We start from the raw sequence: 20,349 nt of genomic DNA, 5'->3' as shown, positions 1-20,349 counted from the left end.
AATAAAAAGACGTATTTTAAGGCGAATGACATCTTTTGGACGCACAAAAGTCAAAAAAACGTCCAAGAGTATCCAAGTATATAGAATCCGGGAAAGCCCATTTTCCAAGGGTTTACAAGGATATACAAGAGTTAGCTTAGCAATCAAAAAAGCTCCCGACAATGAAGACCTTGAATGATGTAAAATCTAAGGCTGCTGAAGAAGTGAAAGCTGAGCCTGAAAAGATTGATTTTTCTAAGGTAAAGATTGAGCCTTTATTTGAAGAAGCAGTAGATTTTGACACATTCAGCAAGTCAGATTTCCGTGCAGTAAAGGTTAAAGAGTGTGTTGCAGTACCGAAGTCAAAGAAACTGTTACAGTTCACTCTTGATGACGGAACAGGCACAGACAGAACTATTTTAAGCGGTATTCATAGCTTTTATGAGCCGGAAGAACTGGTTGGAAAGACTCTTATCGCTATCACAAATCTTCCACCGAGAGCTATGATGGGCATTGACTCTTGTGGTATGCTCCTCAGTGCTATCCACGAAGAAGAAGGCGAAGAAAAGCTCCATCTTCTGATGGTTGATGACCACATTCCGGCAGGTGCAAAGCTCTATTAAGAAGTACCGTTTTACCCTACAAAACGGGATGTACTTCATTTGTGAAAAAGCTCTGAAAATACACAAATACACCAAATTTACACCAAATGGTGCTCGAAACGGTGCAGAGCCTTAAAAATCGCATAATTTTCAAGATGAATGGGCAGTCCCAATCGGGATTGCCCATTTTCAGAAAGAAAAAGATAAATTGGTATTTATAAAGGAGAATATTGATGAAACTATTTTTATGTTCGCACTTTTCAAGTGTGGGAAGTCTGATAAAGGAAGAAATTGAAAATAAGAAAGTCGCATTTATTCCAACAGCTTCACTGCGTGAAGGCTACACCGGTTATGTCGGCTCGGCTCGAAAATTATTCAAAAAGTTGGGAGCGATCATAACTGAAATTGATATTTCAACGGAGGCTTATTCAACGATACAGTTTGTTTTTGAAGAAGCAGATGTGATATATTTTACCGGCGGAAATTCTTTCTTTCTTATGGACCAGCTCCGTAAAACGGGAACTGATGGACTGCTGAAAAAGGAATTGGCAAATGGAAAATTGATGATCGGCGAGTCGGCTGGCGCAATTATATGCGCTCCAAGCATCCAATATATCGAGCAAATGGATGAAAAGCCGGAGGACTACTCACAAGAAGATGATGCAGGGATTGATTTGATTGATTTCTATGTTCTTCCGCATTATCTTACAGCACCATTTAAGAAAGTTACCGAGAAAATAATGACTGAGTTTTCGGATTTGAATCTATGCCCAATTAACAACCGTCAGGGAATTGTAATTGATGGTGAAGATTCAAAGGTTATTTGTAAAGACTAATTTGAAAATTCAAGTTTGTCGAACTGACAAACCATAACAATTTAATATAAACAACAGCGTTAGAGCATTTATGTGATTGAAACATAGATGCTCTTTTTTTGTGCCCTTTGGGCAATGTATATGAATGTAACTTTAGGACATTTTGTCCAGAAGTTCAGATAAAGGAAATTAAGGAGGAACAAGAGATGTGCATTAAAATGTGTATCCTATGGGTGAGAGCACCCACAGACAGAAGCCATAGGAAAACATATAACAGGAGGACAGAACAATGGTCGATGAGTTGACGCAGGAGTCATTCCAAACGGGAAAGGCGATTGTGACTGTCAGCGTGGATCTGATAACAGCCATTGCGGAAGCCTGTAAACGTTCAGAAGAGAAAAATCCCGGTATGAGTGCGGAGCAGAAGGAAACTCTGCTCGGCAAGGTAGTCGATAAGGTGGTTTCCAACTATAAGGAGACACATGGCTCGTTAAAGGATTTTAACCAAGAGGGTAAAGATGTTACTTCCATAGATGTGAATGATGAGAGAACCGCAGAGATATTAAAGAAAGCGTGTAAAAAAAGTCATATTCCGGTGGATATGAGAGAAGTCACACGGGCAGATGGTTCGGTAACACATACAGCATGTGAACCTTATTTTATGACGATGCTATTTGTAGTATTCATGGCAAGAAGCAGAAAAGCGGAGTTTCAGATACCATTTGAACGACCAAAGATGAAAATGCTCCTGCAGAGTATCGGTATCTCAGTATGCTTCTGATGATGTAGCTGACCGGATAGGATTGATAGAATGATTTGCATGATGTTGTGGTATTAATTGCGGGTATGAGTGAAAAATGGTATAATCAATGTGTATTTTTCGATTATAAGTGGTTAGGATTATATAGTATATGACACAAAAGAGGGGAAACAAGGGATGGCTTTTGAAGAAGAACTTAAAACACTAATAGAAAGAACAAAAAAGAATGGCACAGATACCAGTATGTTCTTGAAAAAATTAACATGGGAATGACAATAAAGGGAATGTACAGACAAGATGTATATGAACTTCCTACAGATAGCATAAGAGAGTTGATTGCAAACGCAGTGGCTCATCGTAGTTATCTTGAGCCGGGAAATATACAAGTGGCATTGTATGATGACAGACTAGAGATTACTTCGCCGGGTATGCTACTGAATAATGTTACGATCGAAAAAATGATAGAAGGTTACTCAAGACCGAGAAATCCCGCAATCGCAAGAGCTTTTGCGTACATGAAAATTATTGAAAAATGGGGAACTGGAATACCGAGGTTATTTGCAGCCTGTGAGGAATATGGATTACCGAAGCCGGAGTTGATTGATTTTGATGGCGATTTCAGAGTAAATATGTATCGAAAAAGGGATGCTAATACAGAAACTAACACAGAAACTAACATAGAAACTAACACAGAAACTAACACAGAAAATGTAGGGAGAATAATTAGGCTCATGGGTGAACAGCCTTCCATTACAGTAAAGATGATTGCACAGCAGCTTGGGCTTTCTGTTGGAGGAGTTCGCTATCATATCAATAAATTAAAGAAAGATGGTGTTGTGGAGCATATCGGTTCTTCTAAGAAAGGTACATGGGTAATCCATGATTAAAATTGTTGTATTGCGAGTGGAATAGTATACTAAAAGCAAAAGGTGAACAATTAAAGCGATTATGCCGATATACAATGTGAGTCAGTAAATGGATTTACAATATAATGTGCACAAGGAGGTTACATTATGTCAAAAATTACAGATTATGCTTTTTTGTTTCAAAATTCATCCGGAAAGTCGGCATTTAATCCAATAGGGAGTTTCCAATTATCCCAGCTCAATAGCAGTGCAGTACAATCACAGTTAAAAGCAGCAGGGATTAACACAAACAGCAAACAATATAAAACCGTTATAAGTAAAATGATGCAAAATGCAAACGGAATGATGTATACCAATCCGGCAGCCATAAAGAATTTGATGAAGAACTATGACAAAGATGGGGACTATATTTCTCCGGCAACTGGTCTTGCCGGTATGGACGCAACGGATATTCCTATTTCGCAGAGACACGTGATTATTGATATTCCTGAAAAAAACAGACAGGAAATGTTTGATAATGCAAAACGGGAGTTCCTTGAAGAAAATGGAATTGCAAACGGAGATACTACAAAACGTTCAGATGTGTTTTACCATTATCAAAAGTCTGCAAAGAAGCGGGACAGATTAAAGGGGACGTGGACTTTAGAACAATATGAACGACAGTATAATCAAGCTTTTTATGATGCGGCAAAGGCTGCCGATCCAACATGGAAACCTGGAAAAGCGATAAAAGCAGGTGCGTTGGATGGGATTACAAGAGAGCAAATTGATAAATCATTGACTGTAACGATGGGACAATATGGAGAAATATTCAAGAGAGGTTTTGATCTGAAATTATAATGATCTGAATATATTAGTAGACAGAACGGCATTTTGTGTAACAAATGCCGTTCGGATGCCTTTTCTATAACTTTACTGCAAAGCATGAGGATTAAATATCTTCATGCTTTTTCCCTAGATAGGTGTCAATTTCCTTCTGGTGGCGCTGCAGCTCCTTTAGATCACGCTCGTTTTGTTGCTGCTGCTCCTCAAGGTTATACATATCCTGCTCAGCCTGCTCGAGTCGATTTTGCAGTATTTTGATATTGGAACTGGTGATTGCAGTGAGGTCTATGTTGTGGCTTTCCAGTGCGAATTTCGCATCATGGTAGGCGTTTAGCTGGAGACATAGCTTCGTATGTAGCTTTCCGCTTTTCTTTTCGTTCTTTCGCTCTTTCCTTTTGCGTTTTCAGATAGGCCTGTCGTCTCGAAATTCTCTTTTTTATGTTGTCGTCGGTATAGAAGGAACCGAGAGAGTATAAATTTAGCAAACTTCATCAAATCTTTATTTTTCCCTGATAGATTATATTTCAGTAAGAAATAAAATATAGAAGGAAGGATAGAAAAGATGGAAATGATGTTGCAGACACAAAATTTGTGTAAATATTTTAAAAAGCAGAAAGCAGTAAATAATGTTTCACTCAATATAGAAAAAGGACAGATAGATATAAGAGAAAAAAAGTAGAGAAGACAATAGTTGCAAATCCGCATTCTCTTTCTGAAACAGTACAGTATGCAAAAGAAAAATACGGATTGACAGAAACTGCTCCAGGCGATAGAGAATATATTGAACAAATAAAATGCCTAAAAGAAAGTTTGATTTTGCAACATAAACCAGAACTTTTGGGTGAAATGAAGGATATTCCATTACCAGATTATTTTAATGAAGCATCCGTTATAGAGTATTTTGGTAAAATAAAGACTCGAAGTGAAATGATTGCTGAAATGCCCGATAGTATAATTCCTATGGATTTTCATTTGTATAAAATAGAAATTAATGATAATTTTCTTGAAATGGAAATAGATTATACTTGGAATATATTTGGAATGTCTTATTCAGGAAATAAAGCGGTAATGAAAAAGTTTAAGAAAATAGCCAGAGATTTATACAGTTATTATGGTGTTACTGAGGAAGATATTATAAATAAGACAGAAAGATATTCGTCACTGGTAACGAGCTTGAGTTCATAACTTCCGGTTTGGAGAATTGAAAAAAACGGAATTTACCTATTAAGAAATATAAACTCTTGACAATAAAGCTCCTATATAGTATGTTTCTAATAAACTACTATATAGGAGCTTTTGTATGGAAATGAATGGAGGATTTCTTGTCACCAAAATAAAACAGCTTGGAGACCGGATTTTCGAGAAGATTCTCAGTGAAAAGAATATTGATGCGTTTAATGGAGCCCAGGGACGTATTCTTTATGTGCTGTGGCAGGAGGATGGTATCTCAATCAGGTCACTCTCGACTAAATGCGGATTAGCGATAACATCTCTTACTACGATGCTGGAAAGAATGGATAATCAAGGGCTGATAAGCCGTGTTCAGTCTGAAACGGACAAAAGGAAAACACTCCTGTTTCTGACTGAGAAAGCACATGCTTTAAAGGGCGAGTACGATTCTGTATCTGATGAGATGGGCAGTATTTACTACAAAGGTTTTTCAGAGGAAGAAATTACCCGGTTTGAGGAATGCCTCGACCGCATCAGAAAGAATCTTGAGGAGTGGCAGAAGTCATGAGTATTTGTATCAAAGATCAGATTCAGAACATGAATATCGTCATTGGCTGCACAGTGGGGTGTACATATTGCTATGCCCGCAACAACGTGAAACGCTGGCATATGATTGATGACTTCGCTGACCCTGAATTCTTTCCGGGTAAGCTCAAGATGATGGAAAAGAAACGTCCGAAGAACTTTCTTCTTACCGGGATGAGTGATCTTTCCGGATGGAAGCCGGAATGGAGAGACGAGGTATTTGCAAAGATCCGTGAAAATCCACAGCATCAGTTCCTGTTCCTTACCAAGCGACCTGATTTGCTGGATTTTGATACCGATCTGGAAAACGCATGGTTTGGCGTTACGGTGACGAGGAAAGCAGAACTGTGGCGTATCGACGCCCTTCGGAAAAACGTCAGAGCAAAACATTACCATGTTACCTTTGAACCGTTATTCGACGACCCCGGCACAGTTGACCTTTCCGGAATCAATTGGATTGTTGCGGGCACCATGACCGGAGCTCAGAGCAGGAAGATTCATACGGAGCCGGAATGGGCATGGTCTCTGGCGGACCAGGCACATAAGCTCGGCATTCCGGTGTTTATGAAGGAAGACCTTGTCCCTATCATAGGGGATGAAAATATGATTCAGGAAATGCCGGAAGAATTTAATAAAGTGTTAGAGGTACAGAAATCATGGAAGAAGTAATAAATGGAATCCTCATTCGTGAGGTGGAAACAAAGAACATCATGACTAAGTCTAGTCTGCCGGTAGGCGGTTACTCGGTCAATCCCTATGTGGGCTGTACGCATGCCTGCAAGTATTGCTATGCTTCTTTTATGAAGCGCTTTACCGGGCACAAGGAGGAATGGGGCACTTTCCTTGATGTGAAGCATTGGCCGAAAATTAAAAATCCGAAGAAATATGCCGGACAGCGGGTGGTCATTGGTTCTGTGACAGATGGTTACAATCCACAGGAGGAGCAATTCGGGAATACCAGAAAACTTCTGGAGCAGCTGATCGGCAGTGACGCAGATATTCTGATCTGCACAAAGTCGGATCTTGTGGTACGGGATATTGATCTGCTGAAGAAGCTTGGACGTGTAACCGTTTCATGGTCGATCAACACGCTAGATGAAAATTTCAAGAACGATATGGATTTTGCTTCGAGCATTGAGCACCGTATCGCTGCTATGAAGCAGGTATATGAGGCAGGTATCCGTACAGTCTGTTTCGTATCCCCGGTATTCCCCGGTATCACGGATTTTGAAGCAATCTTTGAGCGGGTAAAGAATCAGTGCGATCTGTTCTGGCTCGAAAATCTCAATCTTCGAGGCGGTTTCAAAAAGACAATTATGGATTATATCGCCGGAAAATATCCTGATCTTGTACCACTTTACGACGAGATCTATAACAAGCATAACCGCAGCTACTTTGAAGCACTTGAAGTAAAAGCTGAGAAAATGGCTAAGAAGTATGATTGTGCCTTTGTGGATAATGAAATGCCTTATGGCAGAGTCCCGCAGGGGCATCCGGTGATCGTAGATTATTTCTATCATGAGGAAATCCGTGGGACAGAGAATACCGGAAAAAGAAATCGCTAAATTCAAGTTTATCTATTTAATCCTCCGAAACCCTTGTATTTTCAAGGGAAATCGGCATTTTAATGTTCTTACCTTATGTATTCAGTTGTAGTGCTATACTAATGTTGTAACATTAGTATAGCACTACAGTGTTTGATAAATGCATATAAAAGTTTTCAATAAACACGTATTACTATATCAATATTTTTTGGATAATGTGTAGGTATAGTAGGTGTCAATAATCAAAAGAATTGCTACGATGCCCATTGTCCACCAGAAACAAGAAAAGCCTTTCGTTAAAAAGCATACTATGATTATAATAACCCCGCCTACAATAAATGAAATACCGCCAAAGCGTTGGCTTTTTTTCCACGTTGTTTCATTTTTCATACTCCATACTGTTCTCAGTCCTGCGATTGAGTTCATTCGTAGTTTTGGCATAATATTGCCTAATATAATCATTGCAACACCAGGCAGTCCAAATAAAAGTTGATTAATATCAAGTGCAATTGAAGAAAGATTTTCAATCGAATTGAAATCAGCATACAAGAAATAACCTGTCATAGCGTTAAAAAGTGTAAGAGATACAATTCCTGCCACAATACATACATTTTCGTTGTTACTCCCATTTTCTTCTTGTTTTGAAGAGGATTTAGCCATACCAAGCATAAAGTAGCCAAATAAAACTGTGATCACAGGGAAAATTAATGTTTCGTATTTACTGCCCCAACGTGTTACTTGATTATTGAAATCATAATGAGCTGGAATTCGCTCTGGTAAGAACGGTAAGGCAATCAAAACAACTATCAATGGCAAAAACATAAGACTATAAAAAATGATTTTTTTCTTTTTCATTGTTGACCTCCACGTAATTTACTTATCCACATAATTGTTTCATCAAGGATAGATAAATTTAATTCATAGTAAATAAAATTTTTATATCGAGTTTCGTAAATCAAGTCTGCCTTTTTAGCTTTGATAAATGATAGGATAATGCCTGTGGTGTCATATCCAATGCGATAGCTAAATCGCCTGAGCTTATTTTTCCTTCCTGTAAATTTAGCAGAATTTTTCGATGAGTATCGTCTGCTAAAGCAGCTAACACTTCATTTATAGCCAATCTTCCACGCCCTAATCTATTTCAAATAATCTTTAAATAGTTTATATCAGTTTAGCATTCGTTTTTCAATGGCTATTTCAAAATATTTTTAAATAGCAAAACAAGGGCAGTAAGCTAAAAGCTGGCTTACCGCCCTAATTTTTACTATGCGTAGATAATCTCGTTGTAAATGACTTCTCTAACTCTGGACTGAATTTCATTCATTTTCTGCACCCACAACATAGCATTGTCGGCAAGGTAAGAGAAAGAGGTCCTTTTGTAATGTCCCCATTATATTCAATTAGAATTTATTTCTTTCGGTTCGTCTGAAAATGAGTAAATAGTAGCAATTCCATTATCAAATGCGAATACAGCAATAAGGTTGTCATCAACTGTATACATAGAACTCAAAGAAGCCGTATTGCCTTCCGTTATTGCAACACGGGCTTCACGGCGTGTATCTTCTGTAATGCTGCCTTCTACTCTTATCCATGTGTAGTAAAGCCAAATGGCGACGCGTGGTACACGAATACGAATGAGTATGCGGCAGACTCAGCTGCGTACCTGCCTTGGTGTTATACCATATTTTCTTTTGAACATCCGGTTGAAATTCGACAGATTTGAGAATCCACATTTCTGTGAGATTTCAAGAATCGAATCATTGGTAGATGTGAGCATTGCACGTGCTTCTGTGACACGGAAGTCATTCACATATGAGATAAAGCTCATTCCGGTATGGATCTTAAAAAATTTCATAAAATGCGATGGACTATAGTGGCAAAATTCTGCAATTTCTTCGATGGATATATCTTCATAATAATGTGTGGAGATATACCGGATGATACTTTTCAATTTCTCTTCATGCTTATCACTTTGCGCAGTCTCGTTTACTTTTGGCGGGTGCGTAATCAGTAGGTATACAATCTGGATAAGCCCCCCCTTGATAAAAAGCTGATACGCATAGTCTCTTTCATCGCTTTTTTCATCTAATAAATCAATAATATTGCTGATTTCCTTGTATAACGCGTGCCCGGGTGTCAGATAATGACGAATCTGGATATCTCCGTTAAAAAAAGGATCGATAAATTTTTGCTGCGTCACGTCATCTGCACCAAAGGCAAGAAAGTGCTTTGAAAAAAGTATATTTTCATATTCCATAGTCGAATTCTGTTTACCTTCAATGGAATGAAGCATTCCGGGAAGAACGATTACGATATCTCCGGATGAAACCTTATATCTCTGAAAATTGAGGGTAACGTATCCGCGTCCCTTCTTAATAACGATCATTTCGAACTCGTCATGCCAATGAACCGGTACACTTGCAAAATCCATCGGAATCGAACATATATAGGTGTTATATTGATATTCATTTTGAAAGTGAATCTTGTTTTCATTTAATTCGATATTAGACGCAGAGTCTGGATTTACAATCTCTTTCATGGCAAACACCCTCCTAATTGATAGAATAGTATCATATTATGATACTATTTTGCAAGAGAAACGTTTCCAATTCGTGATATTGTATTACTATAAAAGAGCGTACAAAAGCTCAAGTGAAAACGAAAGGGGTATACGATGAAGGTAAAACAGGAACTTGAAAAACTGCTTGGAAAAGAAATCGCACAAAGCAGCAATGAAGAAGTATATTATGCATTGCTCAACCTGACAAAGCAGTTAGCAGATGACCGCCGCATGGAAGAAACGAAAAAGAAGATTTATTATGTATCGGCAGAATTTCTGATTGGAAAGCTGCTCTCGAATAACATGATCAATCTTGGAATCTATGAGGACGTCAAAAAAGTGCTTGCCGAAAGCGGAAAGACACTTGCGGAGATTGAGGAGATTGAGGTAGAGCCATCTCTTGGAAATGGCGGTCTGGGGCGACTTGCTGCATGTTTCCTTGATTCAATCGCAACACTTGGATTATCGGGTGCGGGTATTGGATTGAATTATCACCTTGGCTTGTTTAAGCAGGTGTTCGAAGACAGAATGCAGAAAGAGCAGATTAATCCATGGATCAAGGATCAAAGCTGGCTTAGAAAAACAGATGTGACATACCCTGTTACATTTGGAAAATGCACGGTGCAGTCGAGATTGTATGAGATTGATGTAACAGGTTACAATAACCGTACCAACAAATTATGCCTATTCGATGTAGAAACGGTGGATGAGTCCATCGTAGATGCAAATCATCAGTTTGATAAAACAGACATAGAGAAGAACCTGACATTGTTCTTATATCCGGATGACAGTGACGAAGATGGAAGAAAGCTTCGTATCTACCAGCAGTATTTCATGGTAAGCAATGCCGCAAGACTCATTATCGATGAGTGTAAGGCGAAGGGAAGTAAACTTTATGATTTGTTCGACTACGCAGTAATCCAGATCAACGACACACATCCAACCATGATCATACCTGAGTTGATTCGCCTGCTTGTAGCGGAAGGGATGAACATGGATGCGGCGATTTATGTTGTAAGTAAGACCTGCGCATATACAAACCATACAATTTTGGCTGAGGCACTTGAGAAATGGCCTAGACATTATCTGGCAGAGGTTGTTCCGCAGCTTGTCCCGATTATTGAGATTCTGGATGATAAGGTAAGAAGACGGTTTAGCGATGAGAGTGTGGCAATTATCGACCGGAATGATCTCGTTCACATGGCACATATCGATATTCATTATGGATTTAGTGTAAATGGCGTTGCGTATCTTCATACAGAGATTTTGAAGAATTCGGAGCTTAATAATTTTTACAAAATCTATCCTGAGAAGTTCAACAACAAGACAAACGGCATTACATTCCGCCGCTGGCTTCTCTATTGTAATGAACTGTTATCTGATACGATCACGGAGTGGATTGGGGACGGATACAAGAAAGATGCAATGGAATTAGAAAAATTACTTGCATTTGTAGACGATGATGACAAACTTGAAAAGCTTCTTGAAATTAAACATCAGAACAAGCTTCGCGCCAAAGAATATTTCAAGGAAACACAGGGAATCGAATTAAACGAAAACTCAATTTTTGATATCCAGGTAAAGCGTCTGCATGAGTACAAGCGTCAGCAGTTAAATGTACTTTATGTTATTCATAAGTATCTGGAGATTAAAGCGGGCAAGCTGCCGACTACGCCGGTTACGGTTATATTTGGAGCAAAGGCTGCACCTGCGTACACGATTGCAAAGGATATTATTCATTTGATCCTGTGCCTTCAGGAATTGATCAACAACGATCCGGAAGTGAGCCCGTATCTGAACGTAGTTATGGTAGAAAACTACAATGTTACTCTTGCAGAAAAATTAATTCCTGCCTGTGATATTTCGGAGCAGATCTCACTTGCATCAAAAGAAGCAAGCGGAACTGGAAATATGAAGTTCATGTTGAACGGCGCGGTTACTCTCGGAACAGAAGATGGTGCGAATGTTGAAATCCATCAGCTTGTTGGTGACGACAATATCTATATCTTTGGAGAGTCAAGTGATTCGGTGATTGAGCATTATGCGAAGGCTGACTATGTCTCAAGAACATATTATGAGAACAATCCGGTATTGAAGGAAGCCGTTGATTTTATTATCAGCGACGCAGTGATAGCACTTGGAAATGCAGAAATGCTGCATCGTTTGTATAATGAGCTTCTCAACAAAGACTGGTTCATGACATTTATTGATTTTGATTCTTATGTTGATGCCAAGGAACGTGCCTATAAGGAATATGAGGACCGTAAGGCGTGGGCGCAGAAGATGATGGTGAATATTGCGAAAGCAGGATTTTTCTCATCCGATCGTACAATTGCTGAATATAATAACGATATTTGGAAAATAATAAAATAGGATCCATTGATAGCAAATGCACGCAGAAATTGGTGATAAGTAACAAAAAAAATTCAAAATTGCTGTGTAATTTGACTAAATAAACAAAAAGTTGACTTTTTTGATTGCAAAAAGTTTTTAAATGTTGTATCATTGACTCATGAAATGGAAACGTTACCAAAAACGATACAACAAACGTTTCCAAGGAACGTATACGTAACTATAAACAAAGCAAATGAAAAGATTAGAGGAGGAAAAAGCATGAAGAAGAAATTAGCAGTTTTAGGATTAGCTGCAACAATGATGATGTCACTGTTTGCAGGTTGTGGAGGAAAGGGAACTTCAGGAGGGAAGGATGCATCGGCTGATAAGGGTTCGGTATATTACTTGAATTTTAAGCCGGAAGCAGATGCCCAGTGGCAGGAGCTTGCCAAGATCTACGAAGAGGAGACAGGCGTAAAGGTAACCGTTGTTACAGCTGCATCCGGTCAGTATGAGACAACTCTTAAGAGTGAGATGGGTAAATCAGAATGCCCTACATTGTTCCAGGTAAATGGTCCGGTTGGCTTAGCATCGTGGAAAGATTACTGTGCAGATTTGTCTGACACAGAAGTTTACAAGCAGCTTACTTCAGAGGATTTCGCTTTGAAGGATGGCGATAAGGTAGCAGGTATCGGATATGTTATTGAGTCCTATGGTATCATCTGCAACAAGAAGCTTCTTGCCGAGGCAGGTTATTCCATGGATGACATCAAGAACTTTGCAGATCTGAAGAAGGTAGCAGAAGATATTACAGCAAGACGTGATGAGCTTGGATTTGATGCATTTACATCTGCAGGTATGGATGGTTCATCAGACTGGAGATATAAGACTCACCTTGCAAACCTTCCTGTATACTATGAGTATCAGGCAGACGGAATCAACAACACAAAGGCAATCAAGGGAACATACCTGGATAACTACCGTCAGATCTGGGATCTGTACATTAATAACTCAACTACAGATCCTAAGCAGCTCAGTGTTAAGACCGGTGATGATGCAGTTGCTGAGTTCGTAGCAGGAAAAGCGGTATTTTACCAGAATGGTACATGGGCATACTCAGATATAAGCTCAGTCGGAGATGAGAATCTTGGAATGCTTCCGATTTATATCGGTGTAGACGGAGAAGAAAATCAGGGACTTTGTACAGGTACAGAGAACTACTGGTGTGTAAATGCTAAGGCTTCCGAAGCAGACATCAAGGCAACAGAAGATTTCATGGCATGGCTTGCTACAGACGATACAGCGCTTAAGGCAATCTGTGGTTCACAGGGTGCAATGCCATCCGGAGCAGACGGAATGGGATTTGTTACTCCATTCAAGAAGAACCTTGAGTCAGATAACCTTCTTGTGAATATCGCAAGCCAGTATGTTGCAGATGGCAAGACACCTGTAAGCTGGAACTTCACAACAATGCCTTCTGAGACATGGAAGAACGAAGTAGGATCAGCTCTTACTGTATACGCTTCCGATCAGACAGATGCGAATTGGGATCTCGTAAAGAAAGCATTCGTTGAAGGCTGGGCTACAGAGAGTCAGGCAGCAGGAAACTAGGATCAAGAAGCCTGATAAAACAACCTGTAATTAAAAAGGGAGGATATATTTCCTCCCTTTTTTAGAAGGTAGTTGTTCGAGGGCGTAGGAGGTATAAGATGGAAAAGGCAGTAAAAAAATATTGGCCAATATTTTTGTTACCGACTATGGCTGCATTTTTGATAGGATTTATTATTCCTTTTATTGAAGGTATTTACTTGTCTTTCTGTAACTTTACAACAATCAAGGATGCAAAATTTGTCGGAATACAAAACTATATAGAAGCATTTAAAGATTCAAATTTTCTTGGATCATTCAAATTCACTACTTTATTTGCAATCGTTTCGCTTGTGTTGATCAATGTACTTGCATTTTTGGTTGCTCTGGCGTTGACACAGAATATCAAAGGAAAGAATATTTTCCGTACAGTGTTTTTTATGCCAAACCTGATCGGAGGTATTGTATTAGGTTATGTATGGCAGCTGATTTTTGATGGTATTTTCGTGAAGTTTGATACAGCCCTGAAGTTAAATGAAACATTAGGTTTCTGGGGACTGGTTATTCTTGTAGGCTGGCAGCAGATTGGTTACATGATGATCGTATACATCGCGGGACTTCAGGCGATCCCTGGTGATATTCAGGAGGCGGCTATGATCGACGGAGCTACCAGAATGCAGAGATTGTTTAAAATTACAATTCCTAACATGATGCCATCGATTACAATTTGTACATTCCTGACGATTACGAATTCGTTCAAGTTATTCGATCAGAACCTTGCTCTTACAGGTGGTGAGCCACTTCATAAGACAGAAATGCTTGCCCTGAATATTTATAGCACATTCTATGGCAGAGTAGGAGCTGAAGGGGTTGGACAGGCGAAGGCAGTTGTGTTCTTCATAATTGTAGTAGCGATTGGATTGTTACAGTTAAAGTTGACAAGGGATAAGGAGGTGCAGCAGTAATGAAAAAGAAAGTGATGGGAATACTTGCAACATTATTTTTTACACTCGTTTCAATTATATTTGTTGCTCCAATCTTTATCGTATTGATTAACTCGATGAAGTCGAAGACGTTCATCAACCTTGAGACATTTAAGCTGCCTACAGAGGAAAGCTATGTTGGACTCGAAAACTATAAGACAGCAATTACGCAATATGATTTCCTGAAAGCTGTGGGCTGGACATTATTTATTACAGTATTTTCAGTTGCGGTTATCCTGATCTGCTGTTCCATGACAGCATGGTTTATAACCCGTGTTAAGAATGTTTTTACAAAAATGATTTACCTCTTATGTGTGTTTTCTATGGTTATACCGTTCCAGATGGTTATGTTTACACTTTCCGGAACGGCAGACTCCCTCCATCTGAATACACCTTGGGGAATCGTGATTGTATATCTCGGTTTTGGTGCCGGACTTGCGGTATTCATGTTCACCGGATTTGTAAAATCAATTCCGGTAGAAGTGGAAGAAGCTGCAATGATTGATGGCTGCTCACCACTCCGGACATTCTTCTGTGTAGTAGTTCCTATGATGAAGCCTACATTCATTTCCGTAGGTATTCTGGAAGCAATGTGGATCTGGAATGACTTCCTTCTTCCATACCTTGTACTTGATATTAAGGAATTCAAGACAATTTCCATTGTCATCCAGTACATGAAGGGAAGCTACGGACGTGTTGATATGGGTGCGATTATGGCATGCCTGATCATGGCAATCATTCCGGTTGTTGTATTCTACTTATGCGCTCAGAAATATATTGTCAAAGGGGTTGCGGCTGGCGCTGTTAAGGGTTAATATATAATCACATTTTTACAGGAGCGATTATATGACGATCAAAGATATAGCAAAATTATCTGGATACGGTATTGGCACCGTATCCAGAGTAATAAACAAACAACCGGGTGTAAGTGAGAAAGCGCGCGAAAAGATATTGAAAATTATCGAAGAGAGCAATTTTGAACCAAACGGAAATGCCAGAAAGCTGAAACGATGTGGCGGAAATACAGTTACAATTATCATGAAAGGCCGGCACAATAGTTTCTTCATGGAGATTCTTGACCGGATTACACTTCTGCTGTCAGAGCTGGACGAGGTTGTATCCTGCCAGATTATCGATGAAGATGGGGACGAGGTTGCAGAGGCATTAAAATTCGTTCGTGACAAAACCTCAAAAGCGATTATTTTTCTCGGTGCGAATTTAGCTCTTTTTGATGAACGTATGAATGAACTTGAAATCCCCTGTGTTGTTGCAACTACGAGTGCAAGGGAGTTAGCGTTCGACAATGTTTCTTCCGTATGTGTCGATGATGAGGCTGCAACCATGGAGCTCGTGCAGTATTTAACAGGCTACGGACACAAAGATATTGTCGTAATGGGGGGCGAGATTTCAGATAAACAGATCAGTTTCTCGCGTTATCTTGGGTGTAAAAAAGGCTTTGAAAAAAGTGGTCTGGAGTTTGATCCGGATAAGAATTATATGGCTTGCCGGTATTCGTATGAGGCAGGTTATGAGACAACAAAAAAGTTACTTGAAAAAAACATACATGTGACAGCCATTGTCGGGCTGTCAGATACGATTGCGGTTGGCGCAATTCGGGCAATCGAAGATGCCGGGAAAAAAGTACCGGATGATATATCGGTGGTAGGCTTCGATGGTACAGTCATATCGAGATTTTACACACCGAGAATTACATCAATGGGTCAGGACATAAACAGTATTGCGAAGCGGAGTGTGGAGCTTTTGATGAAGCACATACATTATACACTGGGGTGTGAACATGATTATGCCCCACACAATCTGATCGAGGGCGAAAGCGTACGCAGAGTATAATTGTTATGCCTTGACGTATATGGAGGACATATATGGATAAAACAGCAGGAATATTGTTCGCGATTTCCAGTCTGCCATCAAAGTATGGAATTGGCTGCTTTTCCAAAGAAGCATATAAATTTGTGGATTGGTTAGTGGAAGCCGGTCAGACGTTCTGGCAGATTTTACCTTTGGGACCTACCGGATATGGAGATTCTCCATACCAGTCGTTTTCCACATTTGCCGGGAATCCGTACTTCATAGATCTGGAAACTTTAATTAGCGAAGGTTTATTGACAAGAGAAGAATGTGATAGTGTTGACTTTGGAACAGACGAACAGTCTGTTGATTATGAAAAACAATATAATGGACGGTATGTATTGCTCCGCAAGGCTTGTGAGAGAAGCGGGCATAAGAACAGTACAGAGTATAAGGCGTTCTTAGATAAGAATGAAGCGTGGGTGTATGACTATTGCTTATATATGGCAGTGAAAAATCATTTTGGTGGAATGAACTGGACTGAGTGGCCGGAGGCAATTCATAGTCGTACAGAAGAAGGTTTACGTGAATATAAAGAGAAGCTGGCAGATGAAATTGATTTTCAGTTATTTATGCAGTTCCAGTTTTTCAACCAGTGGTATAAGCTCAGAGCTTACGCCAATAAAAAAGGAATTAAAATTATCGGAGATATTCCGATTTATGTATCATTGGATAGTGCAGATGCATGGTCGCATCCGGAATTGTTCCAGTTAGATGAACAATGTACACCGAAGGCTGTTGCGGGATGTCCGCCGGACGGATTTTCGGCGGATGGGCAGATGTGGGGGAATCCTCTTTATGATTGGGATTACCACAAAAAGACAGCGTATGCATGGTGGATCGAACGGCTTTCATTCTGCTTTGAATTATATGATGTTGTACGTATTGATCATTTCCGTGGTTTCGATGAATATTATTCCATCCCATATGGGGATAAGACCGCGGTAAATGGCAGTTGGAAAAAAGGTCCGGGCATGGATTTGTTCCATACAATCGAAAAGAAGATTGGCAGAAAATCCGTGATTGCGGAGGATCTTGGCTATATAACGGATACCGTCCGTAAGCTTGTTGCGGATAGCGGGTTCATGGGGACGAAAGTGTTGGAATTCGCATTTGACACAAGAGATACGGGTTCGGCGAGGGAGTATTTACCTCATAATTATATTGAGAATTGTGTAGCTTATACAGGCACGCATGACAATGAGACACTGGTCGGCTGGTGGCAGGAGGTCGATGACGAAGGCAGGAAAAAAGCAAGAGATTATCTGTGTGATTACTATACACCGGCAGATAAAATGTATATTCCGCTCATTGGCGTAATCATGCGAAGTAATGCGAAAATCTGTATTGTTCCAATTCAGGATTACCTTGGCTTAGACAACAAGTCGAGAATGAATACGCCTTCTTCGGTTGGCAGCAATTGGAGATGGCGGGTAGACAGCAAAGAGTTAAATAAGACTTTAGCCAAGGAGATAAAAGCGATTACGGTTCGTTATGAACGCTGTAACTAATTTATAACTGACGATTTATTGAATGCGCCCCGGGGTTTTATGTTACCAGGGGCGTTTTTCATAGATACGCCGGATAAGCAGAAAAGCCTGCAGGATTATCTTAATATGGCGGATCAGTCTATGTATGAGAATAAGAGAAAAAAGAGGACAACATAAGACAGAGGGACGATTATGAGGAGGAGATCGGTTATGATAAATGTTACAGAGATTATGAAGCGTGGAGCGGAGAATAAAAAACTTCCGCCATGGGTGAACATGCGCCATGCGTGGATGGTGAATGATGGATTGCGCGACAAAGATCTGGAATATCCGGAAAATGTTGTACAGATTAAGAATTTAGATTATAAGAAAAGATTGGATGCAGAGCAGTTTGCTGCGATTTTGGATAGCTGGAAGATGGATAAGAAAAGGGAGATGCTGTATGCATCATCCGGGGATGCGTCGGACATTGATTCAGACAGTTATGTATCGAACAGTCTGTTTGATCTTTGTGTGCCGGCATCTTATATGGGAGACTCGGATAAAGCATATCCGGTGATTGTCAGTGTGCATGGTGGTGGCTGGTTTTATGGAGATAAGAAACTGTATAGCCATTATTGCTGTCATTTGGCACAAAGCGGATTCGTAGTTGTGAATTTTAATTATCGTCTGGCACCGCAGAATAAATATCCGTCTGCCATAGAGGATGTAGCATATCTCGTAAAATATATTGATGATCATGCGCGGGTGTTTGGCCTGGATATGAATCGGTTTTTCATGTTGGGAGATTCGGCGGGAGCACAGCTCACTGCGCAGTATTGCATTGCTGCGTCAAATCAGGAATATCGGGGGAAACTGGATTATTTTACCTATGATAAGCTGCCGGTTCGTGTTTGCCTGAATTGTGGTGCATACGACATGGGAAAACGGGATGACATGATCTCAAACTGGTATCTCAGGAAAGATGGCACGCTGGTTGTGTCTGAAGAACAGTACCAGTTGTTCATGGATCAGTTAGCATATATGAATGCGGATTTTCCGGAAGCGTATCTGATGTACAGTGTGAATGATGATCTGCGGTTTCACACGATAGAACTGGATAAGAGGATGAATGATATTGGTGTAGCACATGTAACGCGGGCGTTTGGTGCGGGCCATCCGGAAAGTGGTCACGTATTCCATCTGAATCTTCGAAATTCGGATGGTGTACAGTGCAATGAGGAAGAGTGTTTATTTTTCAAAAACAAATAGAATTACAATTTTATTATTGACAATATAGTAGAAACAAAACATATAGAGGACAGTGATCTGCGTGTTTTTTTATAAATACAAATTGACAAATTATAGAATTATTATTATACTAAAGTAGTAATAATTATCGTTATTAAATCACTGTATATATGAAAGGGGGAACCATTTATGGGAAATAATAAAGTGAATGCAAAAAAGGCGGTTATGATCGGTTGTGGATTTGTGGGATCGGCATCCGTCTTCGCTTTGATGCAGAGTGGGTTATTTACAGAGATTGTATTGATTGATGCAGACAGAAACAAAGCAGAGGGAGAGGCAATGGATATCAGCCATGGAATCCCATTTGCTTCTCCAATGCGGATTTATGCAGGAGATTATGACGATGTTGCAGATGCGGCAATCGTGATTATCTCCGCGGGAGCCGGACAGAAACCGGGGGAGACAAGACTGGATCTTGTGAACAAGAATGTGGCTATTTTCAAGTCTATTATCCCGGAGATTGCAAAGCGGAATTTTAGTGGAATCCTGCTTGTGGTAGCGAATCCGGTCGATGTCCTGACACAGGTGGCAATCAAATTGTCCGGACTTCCGGAGCAGCGGGTGATTGGTTCCGGCACAGTGTTAGACAGTGCCAGACTGAAATATAAGCTGGGTGAACATCTGTCTGTGGATAGCCGGAGTGTGCATGCATTTATCGTGGGCGAACATGGCGACAGCGAAGTCGTTGCATGGTCATCTGCAAATGTCTCCGGTGTGGAATTAAGCGAGATGTGCGAGATGCGTGGACATTACCAGCATAAGGAAAATACGAGGGAGATTGCAGATGCAGTAAAGAACAGTGCATATGAAATTATCAACCGGAAGCATGCGACGTATTATGGAATCGCGATGTCTGTAAGGAGAATCTGCGAGGTGATCATGCGGGATGAGAAATCGATCCTGCCAGTCTCACACATGATACATGGTGCGTATGGTATCGAGGATGTGGTCTTAAGTATGCCGGCGATTGTCGGTGCAGATGGCGTGGAGACAGATATTCCAATCAAGTTAAGCGGCGAAGAGGCTCTGAAATTAAAGGAATCGGCAGATGCATTGAAAGAGATTCTTGCATCGCTGGAGTTATAGAAGG

General features: G+C 40.1%; 20 protein-coding genes and 2 pseudogenes. 18 read left to right on the top strand and 4 right to left on the bottom strand.

Going from position 1 to position 20,349, the window contains the following annotated elements:
* Window positions 1-155: 155 nt before the first annotated feature.
* The 10 genes and pseudogenes from H9Q76_RS11060 to H9Q76_RS11015 form a co-directional block, all read left to right on the top strand.
* Window positions 156-602 (top strand): annotated as a pseudogene (locus H9Q76_RS11060) (lysine--tRNA ligase); the annotation flags it as partial.
* A 212-nt stretch (window positions 603-814) separates the two neighbouring features.
* On the top strand, window positions 815-1,417 hold the full coding sequence (locus H9Q76_RS11055) for a Type 1 glutamine amidotransferase-like domain-containing protein (RefSeq protein WP_118670904.1): 603 nt from the start codon (window positions 815-817) through the stop codon (window positions 1,415-1,417).
* 268 nt (window positions 1,418-1,685) lie between these two features.
* Entirely contained in the window at window positions 1,686-2,177 is a 492-nt protein-coding gene (locus H9Q76_RS11050; RefSeq protein ID WP_238298039.1) for a hypothetical protein, read from the top strand.
* 242 nt (window positions 2,178-2,419) lie between these two features.
* A complete protein-coding gene (locus tag H9Q76_RS11045) occupies window positions 2,420-3,043 on the top strand; it encodes an ATP-binding protein (RefSeq protein WP_243032653.1) in 624 nt (207 codons plus the stop codon).
* A gap of 126 nt (window positions 3,044-3,169) precedes the next feature.
* Window positions 3,170-3,862, top strand: a complete 693-nt coding sequence (locus H9Q76_RS11040) for a DUF3879 family protein (protein WP_117781707.1) — start codon at window positions 3,170-3,172, stop codon at window positions 3,860-3,862.
* Window positions 3,863-4,409: 547 nt separating this feature from the next.
* Window positions 4,410-4,505: pseudogene (locus H9Q76_RS11035) on the top strand (lantibiotic ABC transporter ATP-binding protein); the annotation flags it as partial.
* 89 nt (window positions 4,506-4,594) lie between these two features.
* Entirely contained in the window at window positions 4,595-5,032 is a 438-nt protein-coding gene (locus H9Q76_RS11030; protein ID WP_330594644.1) for a hypothetical protein, read from the top strand.
* Window positions 5,033-5,147: 115 nt separating this feature from the next.
* On the top strand, window positions 5,148-5,585 hold the full coding sequence (locus H9Q76_RS11025; protein WP_117781494.1) for a radical SAM mobile pair system MarR family transcriptional regulator: 438 nt from the start codon (window positions 5,148-5,150) through the stop codon (window positions 5,583-5,585).
* A complete protein-coding gene (locus H9Q76_RS11020; protein WP_117781493.1) occupies window positions 5,582-6,271 on the top strand; it encodes a radical SAM mobile pair protein A in 690 nt (229 codons plus the stop codon). The genes H9Q76_RS11025 and H9Q76_RS11020 overlap by 4 nt, the downstream gene beginning before the upstream one ends.
* Entirely contained in the window at window positions 6,259-7,167 is a 909-nt protein-coding gene (locus H9Q76_RS11015; RefSeq protein ID WP_117781492.1) for a radical SAM mobile pair protein B, read from the top strand. The genes H9Q76_RS11020 and H9Q76_RS11015 overlap by 13 nt, the downstream gene beginning before the upstream one ends.
* A gap of 177 nt (window positions 7,168-7,344) precedes the next feature.
* On the opposite strand, the gene H9Q76_RS11010 is transcribed toward H9Q76_RS11015, so the two are convergent.
* The 4 genes from H9Q76_RS11010 to H9Q76_RS10995 all read right to left on the bottom strand — a co-directional run bounded on the left by H9Q76_RS11010 (window position 7,345) and on the right by H9Q76_RS10995 (window position 9,685).
* Window positions 7,345-8,001: a DUF1648 domain-containing protein gene (locus tag H9Q76_RS11010; protein WP_118374584.1), complete on the bottom strand. Its 657-nt coding sequence runs from the start codon at window positions 7,999-8,001 to the stop codon at window positions 7,345-7,347.
* 100 nt (window positions 8,002-8,101) lie between these two features.
* On the bottom strand, window positions 8,102-8,266 hold the full coding sequence (locus H9Q76_RS13845) for a helix-turn-helix domain-containing protein (protein ID WP_330594643.1): 165 nt from the start codon (window positions 8,264-8,266) through the stop codon (window positions 8,102-8,104).
* Between the two features lie 144 nt (window positions 8,267-8,410).
* Complete coding sequence (locus H9Q76_RS14010) at window positions 8,411-8,470, bottom strand: hypothetical protein (RefSeq protein WP_242995531.1); 60 nt, start codon at window positions 8,468-8,470, stop codon at window positions 8,411-8,413.
* 327 nt (window positions 8,471-8,797) lie between these two features.
* A complete protein-coding gene (locus H9Q76_RS10995) occupies window positions 8,798-9,685 on the bottom strand; it encodes an AraC family transcriptional regulator (protein WP_117781490.1) in 888 nt (295 codons plus the stop codon).
* A 135-nt stretch (window positions 9,686-9,820) separates the two neighbouring features.
* Here H9Q76_RS10995 and H9Q76_RS10990 point away from each other — a divergent pair, with 135 nt between their 5' ends.
* From H9Q76_RS10990 to H9Q76_RS10955, 8 genes are all read left to right on the top strand, one after another.
* Window positions 9,821-12,079, top strand: a complete 2,259-nt coding sequence (locus H9Q76_RS10990; RefSeq protein ID WP_117781489.1) for a glycogen/starch/alpha-glucan phosphorylase — start codon at window positions 9,821-9,823, stop codon at window positions 12,077-12,079.
* Between the two features lie 240 nt (window positions 12,080-12,319).
* Entirely contained in the window at window positions 12,320-13,651 is a 1,332-nt protein-coding gene (locus tag H9Q76_RS10985) for an ABC transporter substrate-binding protein (RefSeq protein ID WP_117781488.1), read from the top strand.
* 98 nt (window positions 13,652-13,749) lie between these two features.
* Window positions 13,750-14,592: a carbohydrate ABC transporter permease gene (locus H9Q76_RS10980; RefSeq protein WP_021984042.1), complete on the top strand. Its 843-nt coding sequence runs from the start codon at window positions 13,750-13,752 to the stop codon at window positions 14,590-14,592.
* Window positions 14,592-15,425 (top strand): carbohydrate ABC transporter permease, encoded by an 834-nt coding sequence (locus tag H9Q76_RS10975; protein WP_118374580.1) that lies wholly within the window; start codon window positions 14,592-14,594, stop codon window positions 15,423-15,425. The genes H9Q76_RS10980 and H9Q76_RS10975 overlap by 1 nt, the downstream gene beginning before the upstream one ends.
* A gap of 31 nt (window positions 15,426-15,456) precedes the next feature.
* A complete protein-coding gene (locus tag H9Q76_RS10970) occupies window positions 15,457-16,461 on the top strand; it encodes a LacI family DNA-binding transcriptional regulator (protein WP_118374579.1) in 1,005 nt (334 codons plus the stop codon).
* A 32-nt stretch (window positions 16,462-16,493) separates the two neighbouring features.
* Window positions 16,494-17,990, top strand: a complete 1,497-nt coding sequence (gene malQ, locus H9Q76_RS10965) for a 4-alpha-glucanotransferase (protein ID WP_118374578.1) — start codon at window positions 16,494-16,496, stop codon at window positions 17,988-17,990.
* A 189-nt stretch (window positions 17,991-18,179) separates the two neighbouring features.
* Entirely contained in the window at window positions 18,180-19,220 is a 1,041-nt protein-coding gene (locus H9Q76_RS10960; protein ID WP_243100424.1) for an alpha/beta hydrolase, read from the top strand.
* A gap of 168 nt (window positions 19,221-19,388) precedes the next feature.
* The gene (locus H9Q76_RS10955; protein WP_117781483.1) at window positions 19,389-20,345 is read left to right on the top strand and encodes an L-lactate dehydrogenase; all 957 of its coding nucleotides are present in this window, start codon (window positions 19,389-19,391) and stop codon (window positions 20,343-20,345) included.
* Window positions 20,346-20,349 lie beyond the last annotated feature (4 nt).

The sequence above is a fragment of the Wujia chipingensis genome, from assembly GCF_014337155.1.
Classification (GTDB): Bacteria; Bacillota; Clostridia; order Lachnospirales; family Lachnospiraceae; genus Coprococcus_C; species Coprococcus_C hominis.
The sequence above is the reverse complement of the archived record's forward strand: the minus strand, read 5'-3'. Positions and strand labels throughout refer to the sequence as shown.